Genomic DNA, 18,375 nt, shown 5'->3' with positions numbered 1-18,375 from the left:
GGGCCCCGAAAAGCGGTCGGCCGCCGTCGCCGGGGAGCCGTACACTGGGCGGAGCGAAAAGCATGGATGGGGACGAGTAGCGGCGTACGCGGCCCAGAGCGACCCGGGGACGGTGGGAGCCCGGGGGCGAGCGCGACGTGAAGATCACCCCGGAGCCGCCGGAAGAAGACCCCCAGCGGGTTGGTAGAACCGGCATCGCGACCCCAATGAGGGGGCTCACCGGCGCGCAGGGCGCACCGGAGGGCCAAGGAGGGTGGTACCGCGGGAGCGCGCCGCACACGGCGTCCACAGGCAAGAAGGCTCTCGTCCCTCCGACGGAAGGCAGTACGTCCGCCGGAGGAAGCTCGCAGATGACAACGCCGCAGTACCGCCAGGTGCCCGCCCAGGTCGACCTGCCCGCCCTCGAGCACGCGGTGCTCGAGTTCTGGCGCGAGCAGAAGATCTTCGCCAAGAGCCTCGAGCAGTCCGAGGGCCGCCCCGAGTGGGTGTTCTACGAGGGCCCGCCCACCGCCAACGGCATGCCGGGCGCCCACCACATCGAGGCGCGTGTCTTCAAGGACGTCTTCCCCCGCTTCCGCACCATGCGCGGCTACCACGTGGCCCGCAAGGCCGGCTGGGACTGCCACGGCCTGCCGGTGGAGCTCGCGGTCGAGAAGGAGCTCGGCTTCAGCGGCAAGCAGGACATCGAGGCCTACGGCATCGCCGAGTTCAACGCCAGGTGCCGGGAGTCGGTGCTCCGACACACCGACGCCTTCTCCGACCTGACGACCCGCATGGGCTACTGGGTCGACCTCGACGACGCCTACGTCACGATGGACCCCGAGTACATCGAGTCGGTCTGGTGGTCGCTGAAGGAGATCCACAACAAGGGCCTGCTGGTCCAGGACCACCGCGTCGCCCCCTGGTGCCCCCGCTGCGGCACCGGCCTCTCCGACCACGAGCTGGCCCAGGGGTACGAGACGGTCGTCGACCCGTCCGTGTACGTCCGTTTCCCGCTCACCTCCGGTCCGCTCGCCGGCGAGGCCGCCCTCCTGGTGTGGACGACGACGCCGTGGACGCTGGTCTCCAACACGGCCGTGGCCGCGCACCCCGAGGTCGCCTACGTCGTGGCGACCGACGGCGAGGAGAAGCTCGTGGTGGCCGAGCCGCTGCTCGCCAAGGCGCTCGGCGAGGGCTGGGAGACCACCGGCCAGACCTTCACCGGCGCCGAAATGGAGCGCTGGACCTATCAACGTCCGTTCGAGCTGGTGGAGTTCCCGGAGCCCGCCCACTACGTGGTGAACGCCGAATACGTCACCACCGAGGACGGCACGGGTCTGGTCCACCAGTCGCCCGCCTTCGGCGAGGACGACCTCAAGGTCTGCCGCGCCTACGGCCTCCCCGTGGTGAACCCCGTCCGCCCGGACGGCACCTTCGAGGAGTCCGTCCCGATGGTCGGCGGCGTCTTCTTCAAGAAGGCCGACGAAAAGCTCACCGAGGACCTGCAGCAGCGCGGCCTCCTCTTCCGGCACATCCCGTACGAGCACAGCTACCCGCACTGCTGGCGCTGCCACACCGCGCTCCTGTACTACGCGCAGCCGTCCTGGTACATCCGCACCACGGCCGTCAAGGACCGCCTCCTCCAGGAGAACGAGAACACCAACTGGTTCCCGGACACCGTCAAGCACGGCCGGTACGGCGACTGGCTGAACAACAACATCGACTGGGCGCTGTCCCGCAACCGCTACTGGGGCACCCCGCTGCCGATCTGGCGCTGCGAGGACGACCACCTCACCGTCGTCGGCTCCCGCGCGGAGCTCACCGGACTGACCGGCTCCGACCAGTCCGGGCTGGACCCGCACCGCCCGTTCATCGACGACGTCACCTTCGCGTGCCCCCAGTGCGCGAAGACGGCCACACGCGTACCCGAGGTCATCGACGCCTGGTACGACTCGGGTTCGATGCCGTTCGCGCAGTGGGGCTACCCGTACAAGAACAAGGACCTGTTCGAGGCGCGCTATCCGGCGCAGTTCATCTCCGAGGCCATCGACCAGACCCGGGGCTGGTTCTACACGCTGATGGCGATCGGCACCCTGGTCTTCGACAAGTCGTCGTACGAGAACGTCGTCTGCCTCGGGCACATCCTCGCCGAGGACGGCCGCAAGATGTCCAAGCACCTGGGCAACATCCTGCAGCCGATCCCGCTGATGGACCAGCACGGCGCCGACGCGGTCCGCTGGTTCATGGCGGCCGGCGGCTCCCCGTGGGCGGCCCGCCGGGTGGGCCACGGCACCATCCAGGAGGTCGTCCGCAAGACGCTCCTGACGTACTGGAACACGGTCGCCTTCCAGGCGCTGTACGCCCGTACGTCCGGCTGGGCGCCCAGCGGGGCGGACCCGGCCCCGGCCGACCGCCCGGTCCTGGACCGCTGGCTGCTGTCCGAACTCCACGCCCTCACCGACCAAGTGACGCAGTCGCTGGAGGCCTACGACACCCAGCGCGCCGGCAAGCTGCTCTCGGCGTTCGTCGACGACCTGTCCAACTGGTACGTGCGCCGGTCCCGCCGCCGCTTCTGGCAGGGCGACAAGGCGGCGCTGCGCACCCTGCACGAGGTCGTCGAGACGGTGACCAAGCTGATGGCCCCGCTGACCCCGTTCATCACCGAGCGGGTCTGGCAGGACCTGATCGCCCCCGTCACCCCGGGCGCCCCGGAGTCCGTGCACCTGTCGGCCTGGCCGGAGGCGGACCTCTCGGCGATCGACCCGGAGCTGTCGAAGCAGATGGCCCTGGTCCGCCGCCTGGTGGAGCTGGGCCGCGCCACGCGCGCGGAATCGGGCGTCAAGACCCGCCAGCCGCTCCGGCGCGCACTCATCGCGGCCACCGGGTTCGACGCGCTCTCCCCGGCCCTGCACGCGCAGATCACCGAGGAGCTGAACGTCGAGTCCCTGGCGTCGCTCTCGGAGGTCGGCGGCTCACTGGTCGACACCACCGCCAAGGCGAACTTCCGCGCCCTGGGCAAGCGGTTCGGCAAGCGCGTCCAGGACGTGGCCAAGGCCGTCGCGAACGCCGACGCGGCCGCGCTCTCCCTCGCCCTGCGCGAGGGCACGGCATCGGTCGAGATCGACGGCGAGACGATCGCTCTGGCCCCCGACGAGGTGATCATCACGGAGACCCCGCGCGAGGGCTGGTCGGTGGCCTCCGACTCGGGCGCGACCGTCGCCCTCGACCTGGAGATCACCGAGGAGCTGCGCCGAGCCGGTCTGGCCCGGGACGCCATCCGCCTGATCCAGGAGGCCCGCAAGAACAGCGGCTTCGACGTCGCGGACCGCATCGCGCTCCGCTGGACGGCCACCGACCCGGGGGTCCTCGACGCCCTCGACGGTCACGCCGGCCTGATCGCCGAAGAGGTCCTCGCGACGGACTTCGGCCAGGGAGAGGCGGACGACACCTACGGCGCCCCGTTCACGGACGAGGCCCTGACTCTGACGTTCCGTCTGCGCAAGGCGTAAGGCCGTACGGCGCGGGGCCCGGATCCCTCGGGGAACCGGGCCCCGCGCCCGTCGTTGCGCGGCGGTCACGACGCGGACGGTCAAGGTCAAGGACAGGTCCGCGCCGGGGTCACCGTCACACCGGAGCCGACGGCGGCAAGGACGTCGCGCATCGCACCCGGCATCGCCTCGACGCCCGCGCGGGCGGACGTCTCCGCGGCGGCCCCCTCCTCGGTGCCGACCAGGTCCGGCCCGCGGCACGCGTTCGGGACCGGCGCCACACCCCGGCCGATCCAGACGCCGGTGCCCGCCACACTTCCTTCCCGGGGCCCACCCACACGACGGCTCCGGGGCCCCTTCCGGGTATGTGCCGTCCGACAGGACCGGGAGGTCGGCGACGGCCGGAATCTGCCGGACCGTCGCCGCCGCCCGCTGTCGTGCCCGCAGCTGGCGGTGTTCGGTCGCAACGCGCGTAAAAAGGGCGGGCCCCGGATCGAATCCGGGGCCCGCCCTTTGAACGCTGCCGACGCCTAAGGCGTACTACTGGCCGTCAGTTGTCGTCCTCGTCGATGAGGAAGCCGCGCATCGGCGAGGGAGCCTGGCCCATCGGGGAGGGACCCTGCGGACGTACCGGAGCCATCGGCTGAGTCATCGCCGGGGACATCTGCTGCTGACCGCCGTAGGACGGGGCGGCAGGGCTGGGCGCACCCATGCCCGAACCCATGCCCGGAGCGCCGGACCCGTAGGACGGGGCGCTCGCGCCGGCCGGAGCCATGGAGGGCGCCGGGGACGGCGGCAGGGAGGCCGTGGCCGGAGTACGCGGCGGCGCGAGGGAGTCGTCCGCCTGGGTCTCCAGCTGGCGCAGCTGGGACTCGAGGTACGACTTCAGACGCGTGCGGTACTCGCGCTCGAAGCCGCGCAGGTCCTCGACCTTGCGCTCCAGCGTGGCGCGGGCGGACTCCAGGGAGCCCATCGCGACGCGGTGCTTCTCCTGCGCGTCCCGCTCCAGGGCGTCGGCCTTGGCACGGGCGTCCCGCTCGAGACCCTCGGCGCGGCTGCGGGCCTCGCCGACGATCTTGTTGGCCTCGGATCGGGCCTCGGCGATCGCCTGGTCGGCGGTCTGCTGGGCCAGCGAGAGGACACGGGCGGCGCTGTCGCCACCGGGGCCCTGACCGGGGCCGCCCATCGGACCGCCCATGGGGCCGCCCATCAGACCGCCCATCTGCTGCTGCATGGGCTGGCCACCCATCGGACCCTGACCCATGGGGCCCTGGCCCATCGGACCCTGACCCATCGGGCCGGGACCCATGCCCTGGCCCATCGGGCCGGGACCCTGGGGACCACCCTGACCGCCGGGACCGGCGGGCAGCTGCGGGGCACCGCTCGGCAGCTGGGGCGGGCCACCCATGGGGCCACCCATCTGCTGCTGCGGCGGGCCCGATATGCCGGCGGGCACCGGTCCGCCCGGACCTCGCATGCCCTGCTGCGGCATTCCCTGCGGGGGCATCCCCTGCTGCGGCATGCCCTGCTGCTGCATACCGCCCTGCTGCATGCCGCCCTGCTGGGGCATGCCGCCCTGCTGCTGGTCCTGTTCCGGAGGTTTGCGCATGTTCTGCTGGTTCTGGGCAGCAGCGCGCGTGGCCGCGGCCAGCTTGGCCCGCAGGTCCTCGTTCTCACGGAGCAGGCGGGTCAGTTCGGCTTCGACCTCATCGAGGAAGGCATCGACCTCGTCCTCGTCATAGCCTTCTCGGAGGCGGACGGTCGTGAACTGCTTGTTCCGCACGTCCTCGGGGGTCAACGGCATCTCTTCACCTCAACGTAGTCGTCGGCATCGGCAAGACGGTAGTTCACATCGCTCACAGCTTGCTCACGATCGAGATCAGGATGTAAACGATGATCATCAGTACGAAGAAGGACAGGTCGAGCGCCACGCCCCCGAGACGCAACGGCGGGATTACCCGCCGCAGAAGCTTGAGCGGTGGATCGGTGACAGTGTAGGTGGCCTCCAGAACGACCACCATCGCCTTGCCGGGCTGCCATGAGCGGGCGAACTGGAAGACGTAGTCCATGACCAACCGGAAGATGAGCACGATGAGGAACACCATCAGCGCGATGTAGACGACATCCAGGACCACGCCCATGTTCGGTGCTTCCCTCTCCCCTGTTTCCGTGCTGCTCTGTACTGCTTTGTACTGCTTCTACCGGTCTTACGTCTCAGCTCTGGTTGAAGAACCCGCCTTCTGCGATGCGGGCCTTGTCCTCCGCCGTGACATCGACGTTAGCAGGCGACAACAGGAACACCTTCTGCGTCACCCGCTCGATGCTGCCGTGAAGACCAAACACCAAACCGGCCGCAAAGTCGACAAGTCGCTTCGCGTCTGTGTCATCCATCTCAGTCAGATTCATGATCACCGGGGTGCCCTCACGGAAGTGTTCCCCGATGGTACGGGCCTCGTTGTAGGTCCGAGGGTGAAGCGTGGTGATCCGGTACGGCTCTCGTTCCGACACGACCTTGGGCATGATCACCGGTGCGTTCTTCTCCAGGGACTGGCGTTCTTGTGTGATGGACGCCACGGGCGCGATGCGCGCCGGACGCCCGGATTCCGCGGGGAGCGAAGAGGATCGCGCCACCGGCTCACGCTGGGCGGGCGGCTGTACGATTCGCACCTCTTCATCCCTTTGGGACTGGTGTGCACCGTGGGACTGGTGCGCCGACTCGTGTCGCCGGTGCTCCCGCTCGGGTTCCGGGTCGAGCTCGGGTTCGAAGTCGTCGTCGGGGTCGAATCCCCGGCCGTCGTAACCATCGTCCTCCACGAGGCCGAGGTAGACCGCCATCTTGCGCATCGCGCCGGCCATGCTCTGAGTCCTCCGCTCTGTGGTGGATCGACTTCCTACTGCCAAGTCCCTCGATCCACGTGGCCCTTATGGCCGCCTTTCGGCGGTAATGACCATATTTTCTGCTGTGGTCCGACTTCCTGGCGACGTTACCCGAGCCCGGGGCGGACTCCGAGTACCGCAGTGCCGACGCGTACATGTGTCGCTCCGGCCGCCACAGCCTCCTCGAGGTCCGCACTCATTCCCGCGGACACCATGTTCGCAGCAGGATGAGCTCGGCGCAGGTCAGTCGACAAATCCATCAACCGCCCGAACGCCGCTCGTTGACGTCCCGCGAACTCCCCGGTCAGAGGGGCGACCGTCATCAGTCCGTCGAGCCGCAGCCCCGGCGAGCCGGCCACCAGGTCGGCCAACTCCGCGACGCCGCCCGGGGCCACGCCGCCCCGCTCGCCCCGCTCGCTCACCCCGGCGTCGAGGGCGACCTGGATGAGGCAGCCCACCTCACGCCCGGCCCGGACCGCCTCCTTCGACAGCGACGTCACCAGCCTGGCGCGGTCGACGGACTGCACGACATCCGCGTAACCGACCACCGACCGCGCCTTGTTGGTCTGCAGCTGCCCGACGAAGTGCCAGCTCAGGGGCAGGTCGGAGCACTCTGCCGCCTTCGGCGCCGCGTCCTGGTCCTTGTTCTCGGCGACATGGCGCACGCCGAGTCCGGACAGGATGCGCACGTCGCTCGCCGGGTAGGTCTTGGTGACCACGATCAGGGTCACCTCCTCCCGCACCCGTCCGGCGGCCGCGCACGCGGCGGCGATGCGCTCCTCCACTTTCGCCAGATTCGCGGCGAGTTCGTCCTTACGGTCCGTCATGCCCCATCAGTCCAGCCAGACATATCCCGCGAGTCGCCCCGTGGTGCGATCGCGCCGGTATGAGAAATGGTCCTTCGACTCCCTTGTGCACACGGGCGACCGCGCCCGGTCACGTACCCCGAGCCGCTCGAGCTGGGCGTGCACCCCGGCGGTCACGTCGACGGCGGGAGTGCCCCAGCCGGTCTCGGCGTGCGCCGCCGGTTCGACGGCGGCGACGTCGGCGCGCATCGCCTCCGGCACCTCGTAGCACCGCCCGCACACGGCGGGTCCGGTGCGGGCGACGATCCGGGCGGGGTCGGCGCCGAGCGAGGTCATCGCCTCGACCGCGGCGGGCACGATCCCCTTGACCATCCCCGGTCTTCCCGCGTGGGCCGCGGCGATCACGCCCGCCGCCGGGTCGGCCAGCAGAACCGGCACGCAGTCCGCGGTCAGCACGGCGAGGGCCAGCCCACGCACGGCGGTGACCAGGCCGTCCACCTCGGGGACGGGCCGGGCGGCCCACGGGCCGTCGACCTCGGCGACGTCGGCGCCGTGCACCTGGTTCATCCAGACGACCCGGCCCGGGTCGAGGTCGAGCGACTTGGCGGCGAGCTCACGGTTGGCGAGCACGTCGCCGGGTTCGTCGCCGACCGCCCCGCCGAGGTTGAGCTGCTCATACGGAACGGCGCTCACCCCGCCCCACCGGTCGGTGAAGGCGAAGTGCGCGCCGCTCACGCTCTCGCGCTGTCCTATCACTTCAGGAAGTCCGGCACGTCCAGCTCCTCGGCCGCGCTGTCCGAGTAGGTCCGCGACGGCGGCACCGGCGGGGAGGACGGGAGGTCGGCCACCGGCTCGGGCGCCGGCTCCGGGTCCTCCTTCGGGGTCACGCTGCCGAGCGAGCCGAAGGACGGGCGGCTCTCGGGCTGCCGTACCGGAGTGGGCTCGTCGCGCCGGGCCGAGGAAGAGCCCATGACGGTCTCCCGCCGGGCCGGCGGCTGCCCGCCGTCGAAGCCGGCCGCGATCACCGTGACCCGCACCTCGTCGCCGAGGGCGTCGTCGATGACCGCTCCGAAGATGATGTTGGCCTCGGGGTGGGCGGCTTCGCTGACCAGCTGGGCGGCCTCGTTGATCTCGAACAGGCCGAGGTCGGAGCCGCCGGAGATGGAGAGCAGCACGCCCCGGGCGCCGTCGATGGAGGCCTCCAGGAGCGGCGAGGAGATCGCCATCTCGGCGGCGGCCACCGCGCGGTCGTCGCCGCGGGCCGAGCCGATGCCCATGAGGGCCGAGCCGGCCTCGGACATGACCGACTTGACGTCGGCGAAGTCGAGGTTGATCAGACCGGGGGTGGTGATGAGGTCGGTGATGCCCTGGACGCCGGAGAGCAGGACCTGGTCGGCCGACTTGAAGGCGTCGAGGACCGAGACCTGGCGGTCCGAGATGGACAGCAGCCGGTCGTTGGGGATGACGATGAGGGTGTCGACCTCTTCGCGGAGTTCGGCGATGCCGTCCTCGGCCTGGTTGGCGCGGCGCCGGCCCTCGAAGGTGAACGGGCGGGTGACCACGCCGATGGTGAGGGCGCCCAGGGAGCGGGCGATGTTGGCCACGACCGGCGCGCCGCCGGTACCGGTGCCGCCGCCCTCTCCGGCCGTCACGAAGACCATGTCGGCCCCCTTGAGGACCTCCTCGATCTCCTCGCGGTGATCCTCGGCGGCCTTGCGGCCGACGGCCGGGTTGGCGCCGGCGCCGAGTCCGCGGGTGAGTTCGCGTCCGACGTCGAGTTTGACGTCGGCGTCGCTCATCAACAGCGCCTGCGCGTCGGTGTTGATGGCGATGAACTCGACGCCCTTGAGACCGACCTCGATCATCCGGTTGATGGCATTGACACCACCGCCGCCGACACCGATGACTTTGATGACTGCGAGGTAGTTCTGCGGTGCTGCCACGTCGAAGGCCTCTCGCCTCGAGTTACGTGTCGTCGCGTCACAGGTGATGCGATCCGACGACTGATGCCGAATGGGACGGTCCGTTTCGCCGACCCGAACCCTAACGCTGAAGTTTAGGGTTACCAGTGTGTCCGTTCGTTGAAGTCTTCTGAACAGGACACTAAGTCGACAAGTGGCGCCCGTTCAACGAACACGCCGAACCTCCCGTTTTTCTTTTCACCCTATGTGATCAGCCATGTCGCTGCCCAACCAGGGTGCTGGCCTGCGCGGATGTGCGTCAACTCCCCGATGACGCGGGAGCGGTGGGAGCGCTGACGTCGAAGTGCCGTGCGGCCGGGGCGGCTTTCATGAGAGCGGTGAGTGCGCGGCCCTTCGCGGCGCCGTTCTCGGCGCTGCCCCAGGCCACCGTACGGCCGCCCGTCAGCCGCAGTGCGATGTCGTCGTAGGAACGGACCCTGACCAGCCGTGTCTCGCGGGCGACGGCGGACGGCAGCGAGTCGGCCGCGCGGACCGCCTCCCGCACGAGCCGGGCCTGCGTGAAGCGGCGCAGACTCGCCGCCGCCGATCGCGAGGAGGAGGCCGCCGTTTCCAGCAGGGGGATGCCCTTCGGGGCCTCGGAAACCGTGGCGAAACGGACGCCTTCGTCGTCCACTTCCACGAATTTCGCCCCTTTTCGGATCAGGAGAACCGGCGTGCGCTCCACCACTTTCACGCTGATTTCGTGCGGCCAGGAACGGACCGCCTCAACCGAGTCGATCCGGGGCAATTCCTTGCGCAGTCTCGACTCGACCGCGTCGGTGTCGACCGAAATGAGCGGGGTTCCGACGGTCACGTCCGCGACGTCACGCACCTGTTGCGGGGTCAGCACGGCGGTGCCGGTGACGGTGACCTCCCGCACCCGTAGCCACTGCGAGCCGTACAACGCCCAGACGGCGCCCCCGCCGAGGAGGGAGACCGCCAGCGCGAAAATGATGATCATACGAAGCCGGCGCGGCCCCAACCGCCGGACAAGGGGCGGGCCGGACGACTCCTGCTGGCGTGCACCGCGCTCGGCGGTGGCGGATCCGGCCACGCTCCCCTGCCCTTTCGTCCATCGTGCCTAACGGTGCGCACGGGAGGCGGCGATCGCCTCGTACACCATGCCGACGAGCAGGTCGTCGGCGTCCCGGCGGCCGAACTCGCTGGCGGCGCGGGACATCTCGTACAGCCGGTGCGGATCGGCGAGGACCGGCAGGACGTTCTCCCGGACCCAGTCGGGGGTCAGTTCCGCGTCGTCGACCAGCAGTCCGCCGCCCGCCTTGACCACCGGCTGGGCGTTCAACCGCTGTTCGCCGTTGCCGATGGGCAGCGGAACGTAGGCGGCCGGAAGTCCCACGGCGGAGAGCTCGGCGACGGTCATCGCGCCCGCCCGGCACAGCATCATGTCGGCTGCGGCGTACGCGAGGTCCATCCGCTCGACGTACGGTACCGGGATGTACGGGGGCATCCCCGGCATCTGCTGCACATGCGGCAGTTCGTTCTTCGGGCCGACCGCGTGCAGGATCTGGATGCCGGCCTGCTGCAGCCAGGGCGCGACCTGCTGGACGACCTCGTTGAGCCGGCGGGCGCCCTGCGAGCCGCCCGAGACCAGCAGGGTCGGCAGGTTGGGGTCGAGGCCGAACATGTGCCGGGCCTCGGGGCGGGCCGCGGCGCGGTCCAGGGTGGCGATGGAGCGGCGCAGCGGGATGCCGATGTAGCGGGCGTCGCGCAGCTTGCTGTCGGGCGTGGAGACGGCCACCCGGGCCGCGTAGCGCGAGCCGATCTTGTTGGCGAGGCCCGGGCGGGCGTTGGCCTCGTGGACGACGATCGGCACACCGAGGCGCTTGGCCGCGAGGTAGCCGGGCAGGGCCACGTAGCCGCCGAAGCCCACGACGGCGTCCGCCCTGGTGCGCTCCAGGATCTGCTCGGCGGCCTTGATCGTGCCGCGCAGCCGGCCCGGGACGGTGATCAGCTCAGGGGTGGGCTTGCGCGGCAGCGGCACGGCGGGGATCAGCGCGAGGTCGTAGCCCCGCTGCGGAACGAGCGTGGTCTCCAGGCCGCGCTCCGTGCCCAGGGCCGTGATCCCCACACCGGGGTCCTGCCTGCGCAGGGCGTCCGCGAGGGCGAGCGCGGGCTCGATGTGGCCGGCGGTCCCCCCACCAGCGAGTACGACATGCACCGAAATTCACCGCTCTCCGGACGGGCGCGCCGCCGAGGCACGCCGTCGCATCGTGTTCCATCTCCGGGGGCCCCGTGCGAACGCGGAGCCCCCCGCCCCCCGCTTTCTACCAAAGCGGCGGGGCCGCATCGCAAGCGCAGCCCGCGCAGCGGGCTCGTCGCGTGCGAAGGCGATCAGCAGCCCGATGGCGAACATGGTCGGCAGCAGGGCGGAGCCCCCGTAGGAGAACAGCGGGAGGGGGACGCCGGCGATCGGCAGCAGGCCGAGCACCGCACCGATGTTGATCACCGCCTGAGCGGTGATCCAGGTGGTCACGCCTCCCGCGGCATACCTCACGAAGGGGTCCTCCGTGCGTCCGGCCACGCGGATACCCGCATAGCCTAGAGCCGCGAACAGGGCGAGCACCGACAGCGTCCCCGCGAGACCCAGTTCCTCACCGGTGACGGCGAAGATGAAGTCGGTGTGCGCTTCGGGGAGTTGCCCCCATTTCTCCACACTCGCCCCGAGTCCCGAGCCGAAGATCCCGCCGGAGGCCAGGGCGTAGATGCCGTGCACCGCCTGCCAGCAGGCGTCGCCCGGGCCGGGATCGGTCGCGCCGATGCACTGCAGCCGGGCCATGCGGTTGGGGCTGGTCTTGATGAGGATCACACCGAGCGTGGCGGCGATCGACAGCACGCCGACGAAGAGCCGCGTGGGCGCACCCGCCAGCCACAACAGGCCGAACAGGATGGCCGTGAGGATGATCGCCGTGCCCATGTCGCCGCCCAGCATGATCAGCCCGAGCAGCATGAACGCGACCGGCACGAGCGGCACCAGCATGTGCTTCCACTGGCCGAGCAGCTTCCTGTCCTGTTTGCGGGCGAGCAGGTCGGCGCCCCACAGCACGAGCGCGAGCTTGCCGAACTCGCTGGGCTGGATCTGGAAGGAGCCGCCCAGCGAGATCCAGTTCTGGTTGCCGTTGACCGACATCCCTATCCCGGGGACCTGCACCAGCGCCATCATGAAGACGGCGCCCGCGAGGATCGGGTAGGCGAGGGCGCGGTGCAGTTTCACCGGCATGCGGGACGCGACCAGCAAGAGCACCGCCCCGATGGAGGCGGCCAGGAACTGTTTGCGGAAGAAGAACGAACCGGGCAGGGACATCTGCAGCGCGGTGATCTGAGAGGCCGAGTAGACCATGACGAGGCCCAGCACGGTGATCAGCAGACTGCCGCCGAAGATCAGGTAGTAGGCCGTCAGCGGGCGGTCCCAGGCCTTCTGCACGCGTGCGTGCAGCCGTCGTACGGGGTTGTCGCGGCGCGGCCGGGAGGCGCCGGCAGGTCTGCGGACGGTTCGCTGGACGGGCGGCCGCCCGGTACGGCTACCGGGCATCTGCCGCTCCGCTGCACGCGGCGCAGCCGCCGCGCTCGGCTGCTGCGCCGTACGTCGGCCGTGACGGTCCCACGCGTCCCTCCCAAGGTCGCCCGGCAGGCGGCCGGGTCAGGTTCCGAGTTCGCGGACGGCCTGAGCGAACGCGTCACCGCGCTGGTTGTAGTTGACGAACATGTCCATGGAGGCGCAGGCGGGGGCGAGGAGCACCGTGTCGCCCTCGGCGGCGAGCCGCCGGGCCTCCTGGACGGCTGCGGACATCGCCCCAGTGTCGGTCCGGTCGAGGTCGACGACGGGTACTTCCGGGGCGTGTCGCGCCAGGGCTTCCCGGATAAGGGCGCGGTCGGCGCCCATGAGCACCACGCCGCGAAGCCGCTCGGCCGACCCGGCCACCAGCTCGTCGAAGGTCGCGCCCTTGGCCAGTCCGCCGGCGATCCACACGATCGACGGGTAGGCCGCCAACGAGGCCTGCGCCGCGTGGGTGTTGGTCGCCTTGGAGTCGTCGACGTACGCGACTCCGTCCACGTCGGCGACGTGGGCGATGCGGTGGGCGTCGGGCACGAAGGCCCGCAGGCCGTCCCGTACGGCCTTGGGGGGCACTCCGAAGGCCCGTGCGAGGGCCGCCGCGGCAAGGGCGTTGGCGATGTTGTGCGGGGCCGGCGGATCGACGTCGGCGACCTCGGCGAGCTCCTGGGCGTTCTTGTGCCGGTCCTCGACGAAGGCCCGGTCGACCAGGATGCCGTCCACCACGCCGAGTTGGGACGGGGCGGGGGCGCCGAGGGTGAAGCCGATCGCCCGGCAGCCCTCCTCGACGTCGGCTTCGCGCACCAGGTCCTCGGTGGCCTTGTCGGCGACGTTGTAGACACAGGCGACCCGGTTGCCCTCGTAGACGCGCCCCTTGTCCTTGGCGTACGCCTCCATGGAGCCGTGCCAGTCGAGGTGGTCGGGGGCGAGGTTGAGGACGGTCGCGGAGTGCGCGCGCAGGGACGGCGCCCAGTGCAGCTGGTAGCTGGACAGTTCGACGGCGAGGACGTCGTACTCCTCGTCCCCGAGCACCGCGTCCAGCAGGGAGACGCCGATGTTGCCGACGGCCGCCGTACGCAGGCCCGCCGCCTCGAGGATCGACGCGAGCATCCGGGTGGTGGTCGTCTTGCCGTTGGTGCCGGTGACGCACAGCCAGGGCGCCGCGTCCGGACCCCTGAGCCGCCAGGCGAGTTCGACGTCGCCCCAGACCGGGACTCCGGCCGCGTGGGCCGCGGTGAACAGCGGCTTGTCGGGCTTCCAGCCGGGCGCGGTGACGACGAGCTCGGTGCCCTCGGGCAGGGTCGCCCCGTCACCGAGGCGCACGGTGACGCCCAGCGTTTCCAGCTCGGCGGCCTGCTCACGCGCGCGTGCGTCGTCGCCGTCGTTGACGACGGTGACGTTCGCGCCGCGCGCGTGGAGCACCTTGGCCGCCGGGAGGCCGGAGACGCCGAGCCCGGCGACGGTGACGTTCTTCCCCTGCCAGTCGGTCACTTCTCTGCTGCCCATCCCGCGTAGAAGATGCCCAGTCCGACGATCACACAGATGCCCTGGATGATCCAGAAACGGACCACCACGAGGACCTCGGACCAGCCCTTGAGTTCGAAGTGGTGCTGGAGCGGCGCCATCCGGAAGACCCGCTTGCCGGTGAGCTTGAAGGAGCCGACCTGGATGACCACCGACATGGTGATGAGGACGAACAGGCCGCCCATGATGGCCACCAGCAGCTCCGTGCGGGAGCAGATGGCGAGGCCCGTGAGGACGCCGCCGAGCGCCAGCGAACCGGTGTCGCCCATGAAGATCTTGGCCGGCGAGGTGTTCCACCACAGGAAGCCCAGGCAGGCGCCCATCAGCGCCGCGGAGATGACCGCGAGGTCCAGCGGATCGCGCACCTCGTAGCAGGCGTTGGGGTTGGTCAGGGTCTCGCCGTTGGCGCAGGACTCCTGGAACTGCCAGACGCCGATGAAGGTGTAGGCGCCGAAGACGAGCACGGACGCGCCGGTGGCGAGGCCGTCCAGACCGTCCGTCAGGTTCACGCCGTTGGACATCGCGAGGATCATGAACAGCGCCCAGACGACGAACAGCACGGGGCCGATCGTCCAGCCGAAGTCCGTGATGAAGGACAGCTTCGTGGAGGCCGGGGTGTTGCCGCGGGCGTCGGAGAACTGCAGCGACAGGACCGCGAAGGCGATGCCGACGATGAGCTGGCCGGCCATCTTCGCCTTGGCCCGCAGGCCCAGCGAGCGCCGCTTGACGATCTTGATGTAGTCGTCGAGGAAGCCGACCAGGCCCATGCCGCACATCAGGCCCAGCACCAGCAGACCGGTGTAGCTCGGCGCATTGCCCGTGATCAGCTTGGACAGGAAGTACGCGGCGACCGTCGCCAGGATGAAGGCGATGCCGCCCATGGTCGGCGTACCGCGCTTGCTGGCGTGCTCGCGCGGGCCGTCGTCACGGATGTACTGGCCGTAGCCCTTGCGCGCCAGCAGCTTGATCAGCAGCGGCGTGCCGATCAGCGTCAGGAACAGACCGATGACGCCCGCGAAGAGGATCTGATTCATCATCGGGCGACGACCTCGCCCTCGGCGTCGGTCGCGAGCAGCGCCTGCGCGACGGTCTCCAGACCGACCGAACGGGACGCCTTCACGAGGACGACGTCCCCCGGGCGCAACTCGCTGCGCAACAGGTCGACAGCCGCCTGTGCGTCGGACACGTGCACCGACTCCTCACCCCACGAACCCTCGTTGTATGCGCCCAGTTGCAGCCAGGCGGCTTCCCTGCCCCCGACCGCGACGAGCTTGCCGACATTGAGCCGGACGGCGAGCCGTCCGACCGCGTCGTGCTCGGCGAGCGCCTCGTCCCCGAGCTCGGCCATCTTGCCGAGCACCGCCCAGGTCCGGCCCCCCTTCGCCCGTGAGGCTTCGCCCATGGCCGCCAGTGCACGCAGGGCGGCTCGCATGGACTCAGGGTTCGCGTTGTAGGCGTCGTTGACGATCGTCACGCCGTCCGGGCGCTCGGTGACCTCCATACGCCAGCGGGAGAGGGAGCCCGCCTCGGAGAGCGCGGTGGCGATCTCTTCCGCGGACATGCCCAGCTCATGGGCGACGGCGGCCGCGGCGAGCGCGTTCGACACGTGATGCTCACCGTACAGGCGCATGGTCACATCGCTGCACCCGGAGGGTGTGTGAAGGCGGAAGGCGGGCTGTCCGGTGTCCGTGAGTCGCACGTTCTCGGCCCGTACGTCCGCTTCGCCGGACTCTCCGAAAAAGACCGCCTTCGCCTTCGTACGGGAGGCCATGGCCCGGACCAACGGGTCGTCGGCGTTGAGGATCGCGACGCCGCCGTCGGCCGCCGACGGCAGCGACTCGACCAGCTCGCCCTTTGCCTGTGCGATCTGTTCGCGACCGCCGAACTCGCCGATGTGGGCGGTGCCGACGTTGAGGACGAGGCCGATCTTCGGGGGCGTCAGACCGGCGAGGTAGCGGATGTGGCCGATTCCGCGGGCGCCCATCTCCAGCACGAGGAAACGGGTTTCCTCGGTGGCCGACAGCGCGGTCAGCGGCAGTCCGATCTCGTTGTTGAGGGAGCCGGGCGTGAACACCGTCGGCGCCTTGCGTTGCAGCACCTGGGCGATCAGGTCCTTGGTGCTGGTCTTGCCGGCCGAGCCGGTGAGCGCGACGAGGGTGGCGCCGAGCCGGTGGACGACGTGCCGGGCGAGGGCCCCCAGCGCCGTCTGGACGTCGTCCACGACGATCGCGGGCACGCCGACCGGCCGGGAGGCCAGCACGGCCGCCGCGCCCGCCTCGACGACCGCTGCCGCATAGTCGTGGCCGTCCACCCGTTCGCCGACGAAGGCGACGAAGAGGCTGCCGGGAGCCACCTCGCGGGAGTCCCGGACGACCGGTCCGGTGACTTCCACGGACGGATCCGGTATGTCGTGCGTCTGCCCGCCGACGGCTGCTGCGATCTCGGCGAGGGAGAGGGCGATCACAAGTTCATCCCTGGGTCTGCTGGATAGCTTCGCGAAGCACCTGGCGGTCGTCGAACGGACGGACCACTCCGGCGATGTCCTGGCCCTGCTCATGGCCCTTGCCCGCGACCAGCACGGTGTCCCCGGCGTGCGCCCGGGCCACCACCGCGGCGATCGCGGCGGCCCGGTCCTCGAACAGCTGCACGTCGCCGCGCTCGTGGGCCGGCACCGACGCCGCGCCCTGGAGCATCGTCGCGAGGATCGCCAGGGGGTCTTCGGAGCGGGGGTTGTCGGAGGTCAGTACGGCGGTGTCGGCCAGCCGGGCGGCGGCGGCGCCCATCGGGGCGCGCTTGGTGCGGTCCCGGTCGCCGCCGCAGCCGAGGACCACGTGCAGCCGGCCCTTGGTGACCTTGCGCAGCGCCCTGAGCACCGACTCGACGGCGTCCGTCTTGTGGGCGTAGTCGACGACGGCGAGGTAGGGCTGTCCGGCGTCCACCCGCTCGAGGCGGCCCGGCACCCCCGGCACGGCGGCGACGCCGTCGGCGGCGGTCCGCGGGTCGATGCCGGCCGCGGCGAGGGAGACGATCGCGGCGAGGGTGTTCGCCACGTTGAAGCTGCCCGGCAGCGGCGACCTGGCGGCGATCCGCACGCCGTCGGGACCCAGGACGGTGAACGTCGAGTCCATCGGACCGGTCTCGACGTCCACCGCGCGCCAGTCGGCGTCCGGGTGGCCCTCGGCGGAGAACGTGACGATCGGCACCTCCGCCTCCTGGACCAGCCTCCGGCCGTACTCGTCGTCGAGGTTGACCACGCCGAGTTTGCTGCGTTTCCGCGTGAACAGCTGGGCCTTGGCCCGGAAGTAGTCCTCCATGCCCGAGTGGAACTCCATGTGCTCCGGGCTGAGGTTGTTGAAGACGGCGATGTCGAAGACGCAGCCGTCGACCCGGCCGAGGACCAGCGCGTGGCTGGAGACCTCCATCGCGACCGCCTCGACGCCGCGCTCGCGCATGACGGCGAACAGGGCCTGGAGGTCGGTGGCTTCGGGAGTGGTGCGCTCGGACTTGATGCGCTCGTCGCCGATGCGCATCTCGACCGTGCCGATCAGCCCGGTGGACCTGACGGGCTTCAGGCCGCCCTCGACGAGGTACGCGGTGGTGGTCTTGCCGGAGGTGCCGGTGATGCCGATCTGGAGCAGACCGCGGCCGGGTCGGCCGTAGATCGCGGCCGCCAGCTCGCCCATCGACCCGCGCGGGTCGTCGACGACCAGGGCCGGCAGGCCGGTCGCGGCGACGCGCTCGGCGCCGGCCGGATCGGTCAGCACGGCGACCGCACCCAGGCTCGCAGCCTGGGAGGCGAAGTCGGCGCCGTGCAGACGGGCGCCGGGCAGGGCGGCGTACAGGTCGCCGGGGCGGACCGCGCGCGAGTCGTGGGTGATGCCCGTGACCTCGACGGCGGCGTCGCCCGGCTGCGCGGCGCCCAGCTGATCGGCGAGTTCCGCGAGGGGTGTGGCGGAGACCTGAGCCGGTCGCGGCGGCCCCGGATATGTCACGGAAGCGCCCTTCTGGGTGGTTTGGGACTGATCAGCGTGTGGCACGGCGGTGAGCGTACCGGGCGCACCCGGCTGCGGGCGAAGCGAGGGCGGGGCCGTCGGCGGACTCGCGGGCGGCCCGGCGGGGGGCGCCGTGGGCGGTGCGGGAGTCCCGGGGTCGGGAGTGATCATGGTCAC

15 protein-coding genes are annotated in these 18,375 nt (G+C 70.6%); 1 reads left to right on the top strand and 14 read right to left on the bottom strand.

Features of this window, described 5'->3' with window-relative positions; genetic code table 11:
* Positions 1-350 precede the first annotated feature (350 nt).
* Positions 351-3,488, top strand: coding sequence for an isoleucine--tRNA ligase (ileS, locus tag ACH4ZA_RS13635; protein ID WP_319281338.1), 3,138 nt, complete (start codon positions 351-353; stop codon positions 3,486-3,488).
* An 86-nt stretch (positions 3,489-3,574) separates the two neighbouring features.
* On the opposite strand, the gene ACH4ZA_RS13630 is transcribed toward ileS, so the two are convergent.
* The 14 genes from ACH4ZA_RS13630 to ACH4ZA_RS13565 form a co-directional block, all read right to left on the bottom strand.
* The gene (locus ACH4ZA_RS13630) at positions 3,575-3,781 is read right to left on the bottom strand and encodes a hypothetical protein (protein ID WP_319281339.1); all 207 of its coding nucleotides are present in this window, start codon (positions 3,779-3,781) and stop codon (positions 3,575-3,577) included.
* A 236-nt stretch (positions 3,782-4,017) separates the two neighbouring features.
* A complete protein-coding gene (locus ACH4ZA_RS13625; RefSeq protein ID WP_398429444.1) occupies positions 4,018-5,271 on the bottom strand; it encodes a DivIVA domain-containing protein in 1,254 nt (417 codons plus the stop codon).
* 52 nt (positions 5,272-5,323) lie between these two features.
* On the bottom strand, positions 5,324-5,608 hold the full coding sequence (locus tag ACH4ZA_RS13620; protein WP_319167576.1) for a YggT family protein: 285 nt from the start codon (positions 5,606-5,608) through the stop codon (positions 5,324-5,326).
* A 73-nt stretch (positions 5,609-5,681) separates the two neighbouring features.
* Positions 5,682-6,323, bottom strand: coding sequence for a cell division protein SepF (locus ACH4ZA_RS13615; protein ID WP_319281341.1), 642 nt, complete (start codon positions 6,321-6,323; stop codon positions 5,682-5,684).
* Between the two features lie 128 nt (positions 6,324-6,451).
* Entirely contained in the window at positions 6,452-7,171 is a 720-nt protein-coding gene (locus ACH4ZA_RS13610) for a YggS family pyridoxal phosphate-dependent enzyme (RefSeq protein WP_319281342.1), read from the bottom strand.
* 6 nt (positions 7,172-7,177) lie between these two features.
* Complete coding sequence (gene pgeF, locus ACH4ZA_RS13605; protein ID WP_319281343.1) at positions 7,178-7,906, bottom strand: peptidoglycan editing factor PgeF; 729 nt, start codon at positions 7,904-7,906, stop codon at positions 7,178-7,180.
* Positions 7,903-9,093 carry a cell division protein FtsZ gene (ftsZ, locus tag ACH4ZA_RS13600; protein ID WP_398429442.1) on the bottom strand — a complete coding sequence of 397 codons (1,191 nt, stop codon included), beginning with the start codon at positions 9,091-9,093 and terminating at the stop codon, positions 7,903-7,905. Before ftsZ ends, pgeF begins: the two co-directional genes overlap by 4 nt.
* A 277-nt stretch (positions 9,094-9,370) precedes the next feature.
* Entirely contained in the window at positions 9,371-10,165 is a 795-nt protein-coding gene (locus ACH4ZA_RS13595; RefSeq protein WP_319281345.1) for an FtsQ-type POTRA domain-containing protein, read from the bottom strand.
* Between the two features lie 27 nt (positions 10,166-10,192).
* Positions 10,193-11,290 (bottom strand): undecaprenyldiphospho-muramoylpentapeptide beta-N-acetylglucosaminyltransferase, encoded by a 1,098-nt coding sequence (murG, locus tag ACH4ZA_RS13590; protein ID WP_319281346.1) that lies wholly within the window; start codon positions 11,288-11,290, stop codon positions 10,193-10,195.
* Positions 11,291-11,296: 6 nt separating this feature from the next.
* Entirely contained in the window at positions 11,297-12,661 is a 1,365-nt protein-coding gene (gene ftsW, locus ACH4ZA_RS13585) for a putative lipid II flippase FtsW (protein ID WP_319281347.1), read from the bottom strand.
* Positions 12,662-12,769: 108 nt separating this feature from the next.
* Complete coding sequence (murD, locus tag ACH4ZA_RS13580; RefSeq protein WP_319281348.1) at positions 12,770-14,188, bottom strand: UDP-N-acetylmuramoyl-L-alanine--D-glutamate ligase; 1,419 nt, start codon at positions 14,186-14,188, stop codon at positions 12,770-12,772.
* On the bottom strand, positions 14,170-15,243 hold the full coding sequence (gene mraY, locus ACH4ZA_RS13575; protein WP_319281349.1) for a phospho-N-acetylmuramoyl-pentapeptide-transferase: 1,074 nt from the start codon (positions 15,241-15,243) through the stop codon (positions 14,170-14,172). The genes murD and mraY overlap by 19 nt, the downstream gene beginning before the upstream one ends.
* Positions 15,240-16,670, bottom strand: a complete 1,431-nt coding sequence (gene murF, locus ACH4ZA_RS13570) for a UDP-N-acetylmuramoyl-tripeptide--D-alanyl-D-alanine ligase (protein WP_319281350.1) — start codon at positions 16,668-16,670, stop codon at positions 15,240-15,242. Before murF ends, mraY begins: the two co-directional genes overlap by 4 nt.
* Before the next feature lie 4 nt (positions 16,671-16,674).
* Positions 16,675-18,375 (bottom strand): UDP-N-acetylmuramoyl-L-alanyl-D-glutamate--2,6-diaminopimelate ligase, encoded by a 1,701-nt coding sequence (locus ACH4ZA_RS13565; RefSeq protein ID WP_398429438.1) that lies wholly within the window; start codon positions 18,373-18,375, stop codon positions 16,675-16,677.

It is taken from the genome of Streptomyces sp. NPDC020597 (assembly GCF_044335095.1).
Lineage (GTDB): Bacteria > Actinomycetota > Actinomycetes > Streptomycetales > Streptomycetaceae > Streptomyces.
The sequence above is the reverse complement of the archived record's forward strand: the minus strand, read 5'-3'. Positions and strand labels throughout refer to the sequence as shown.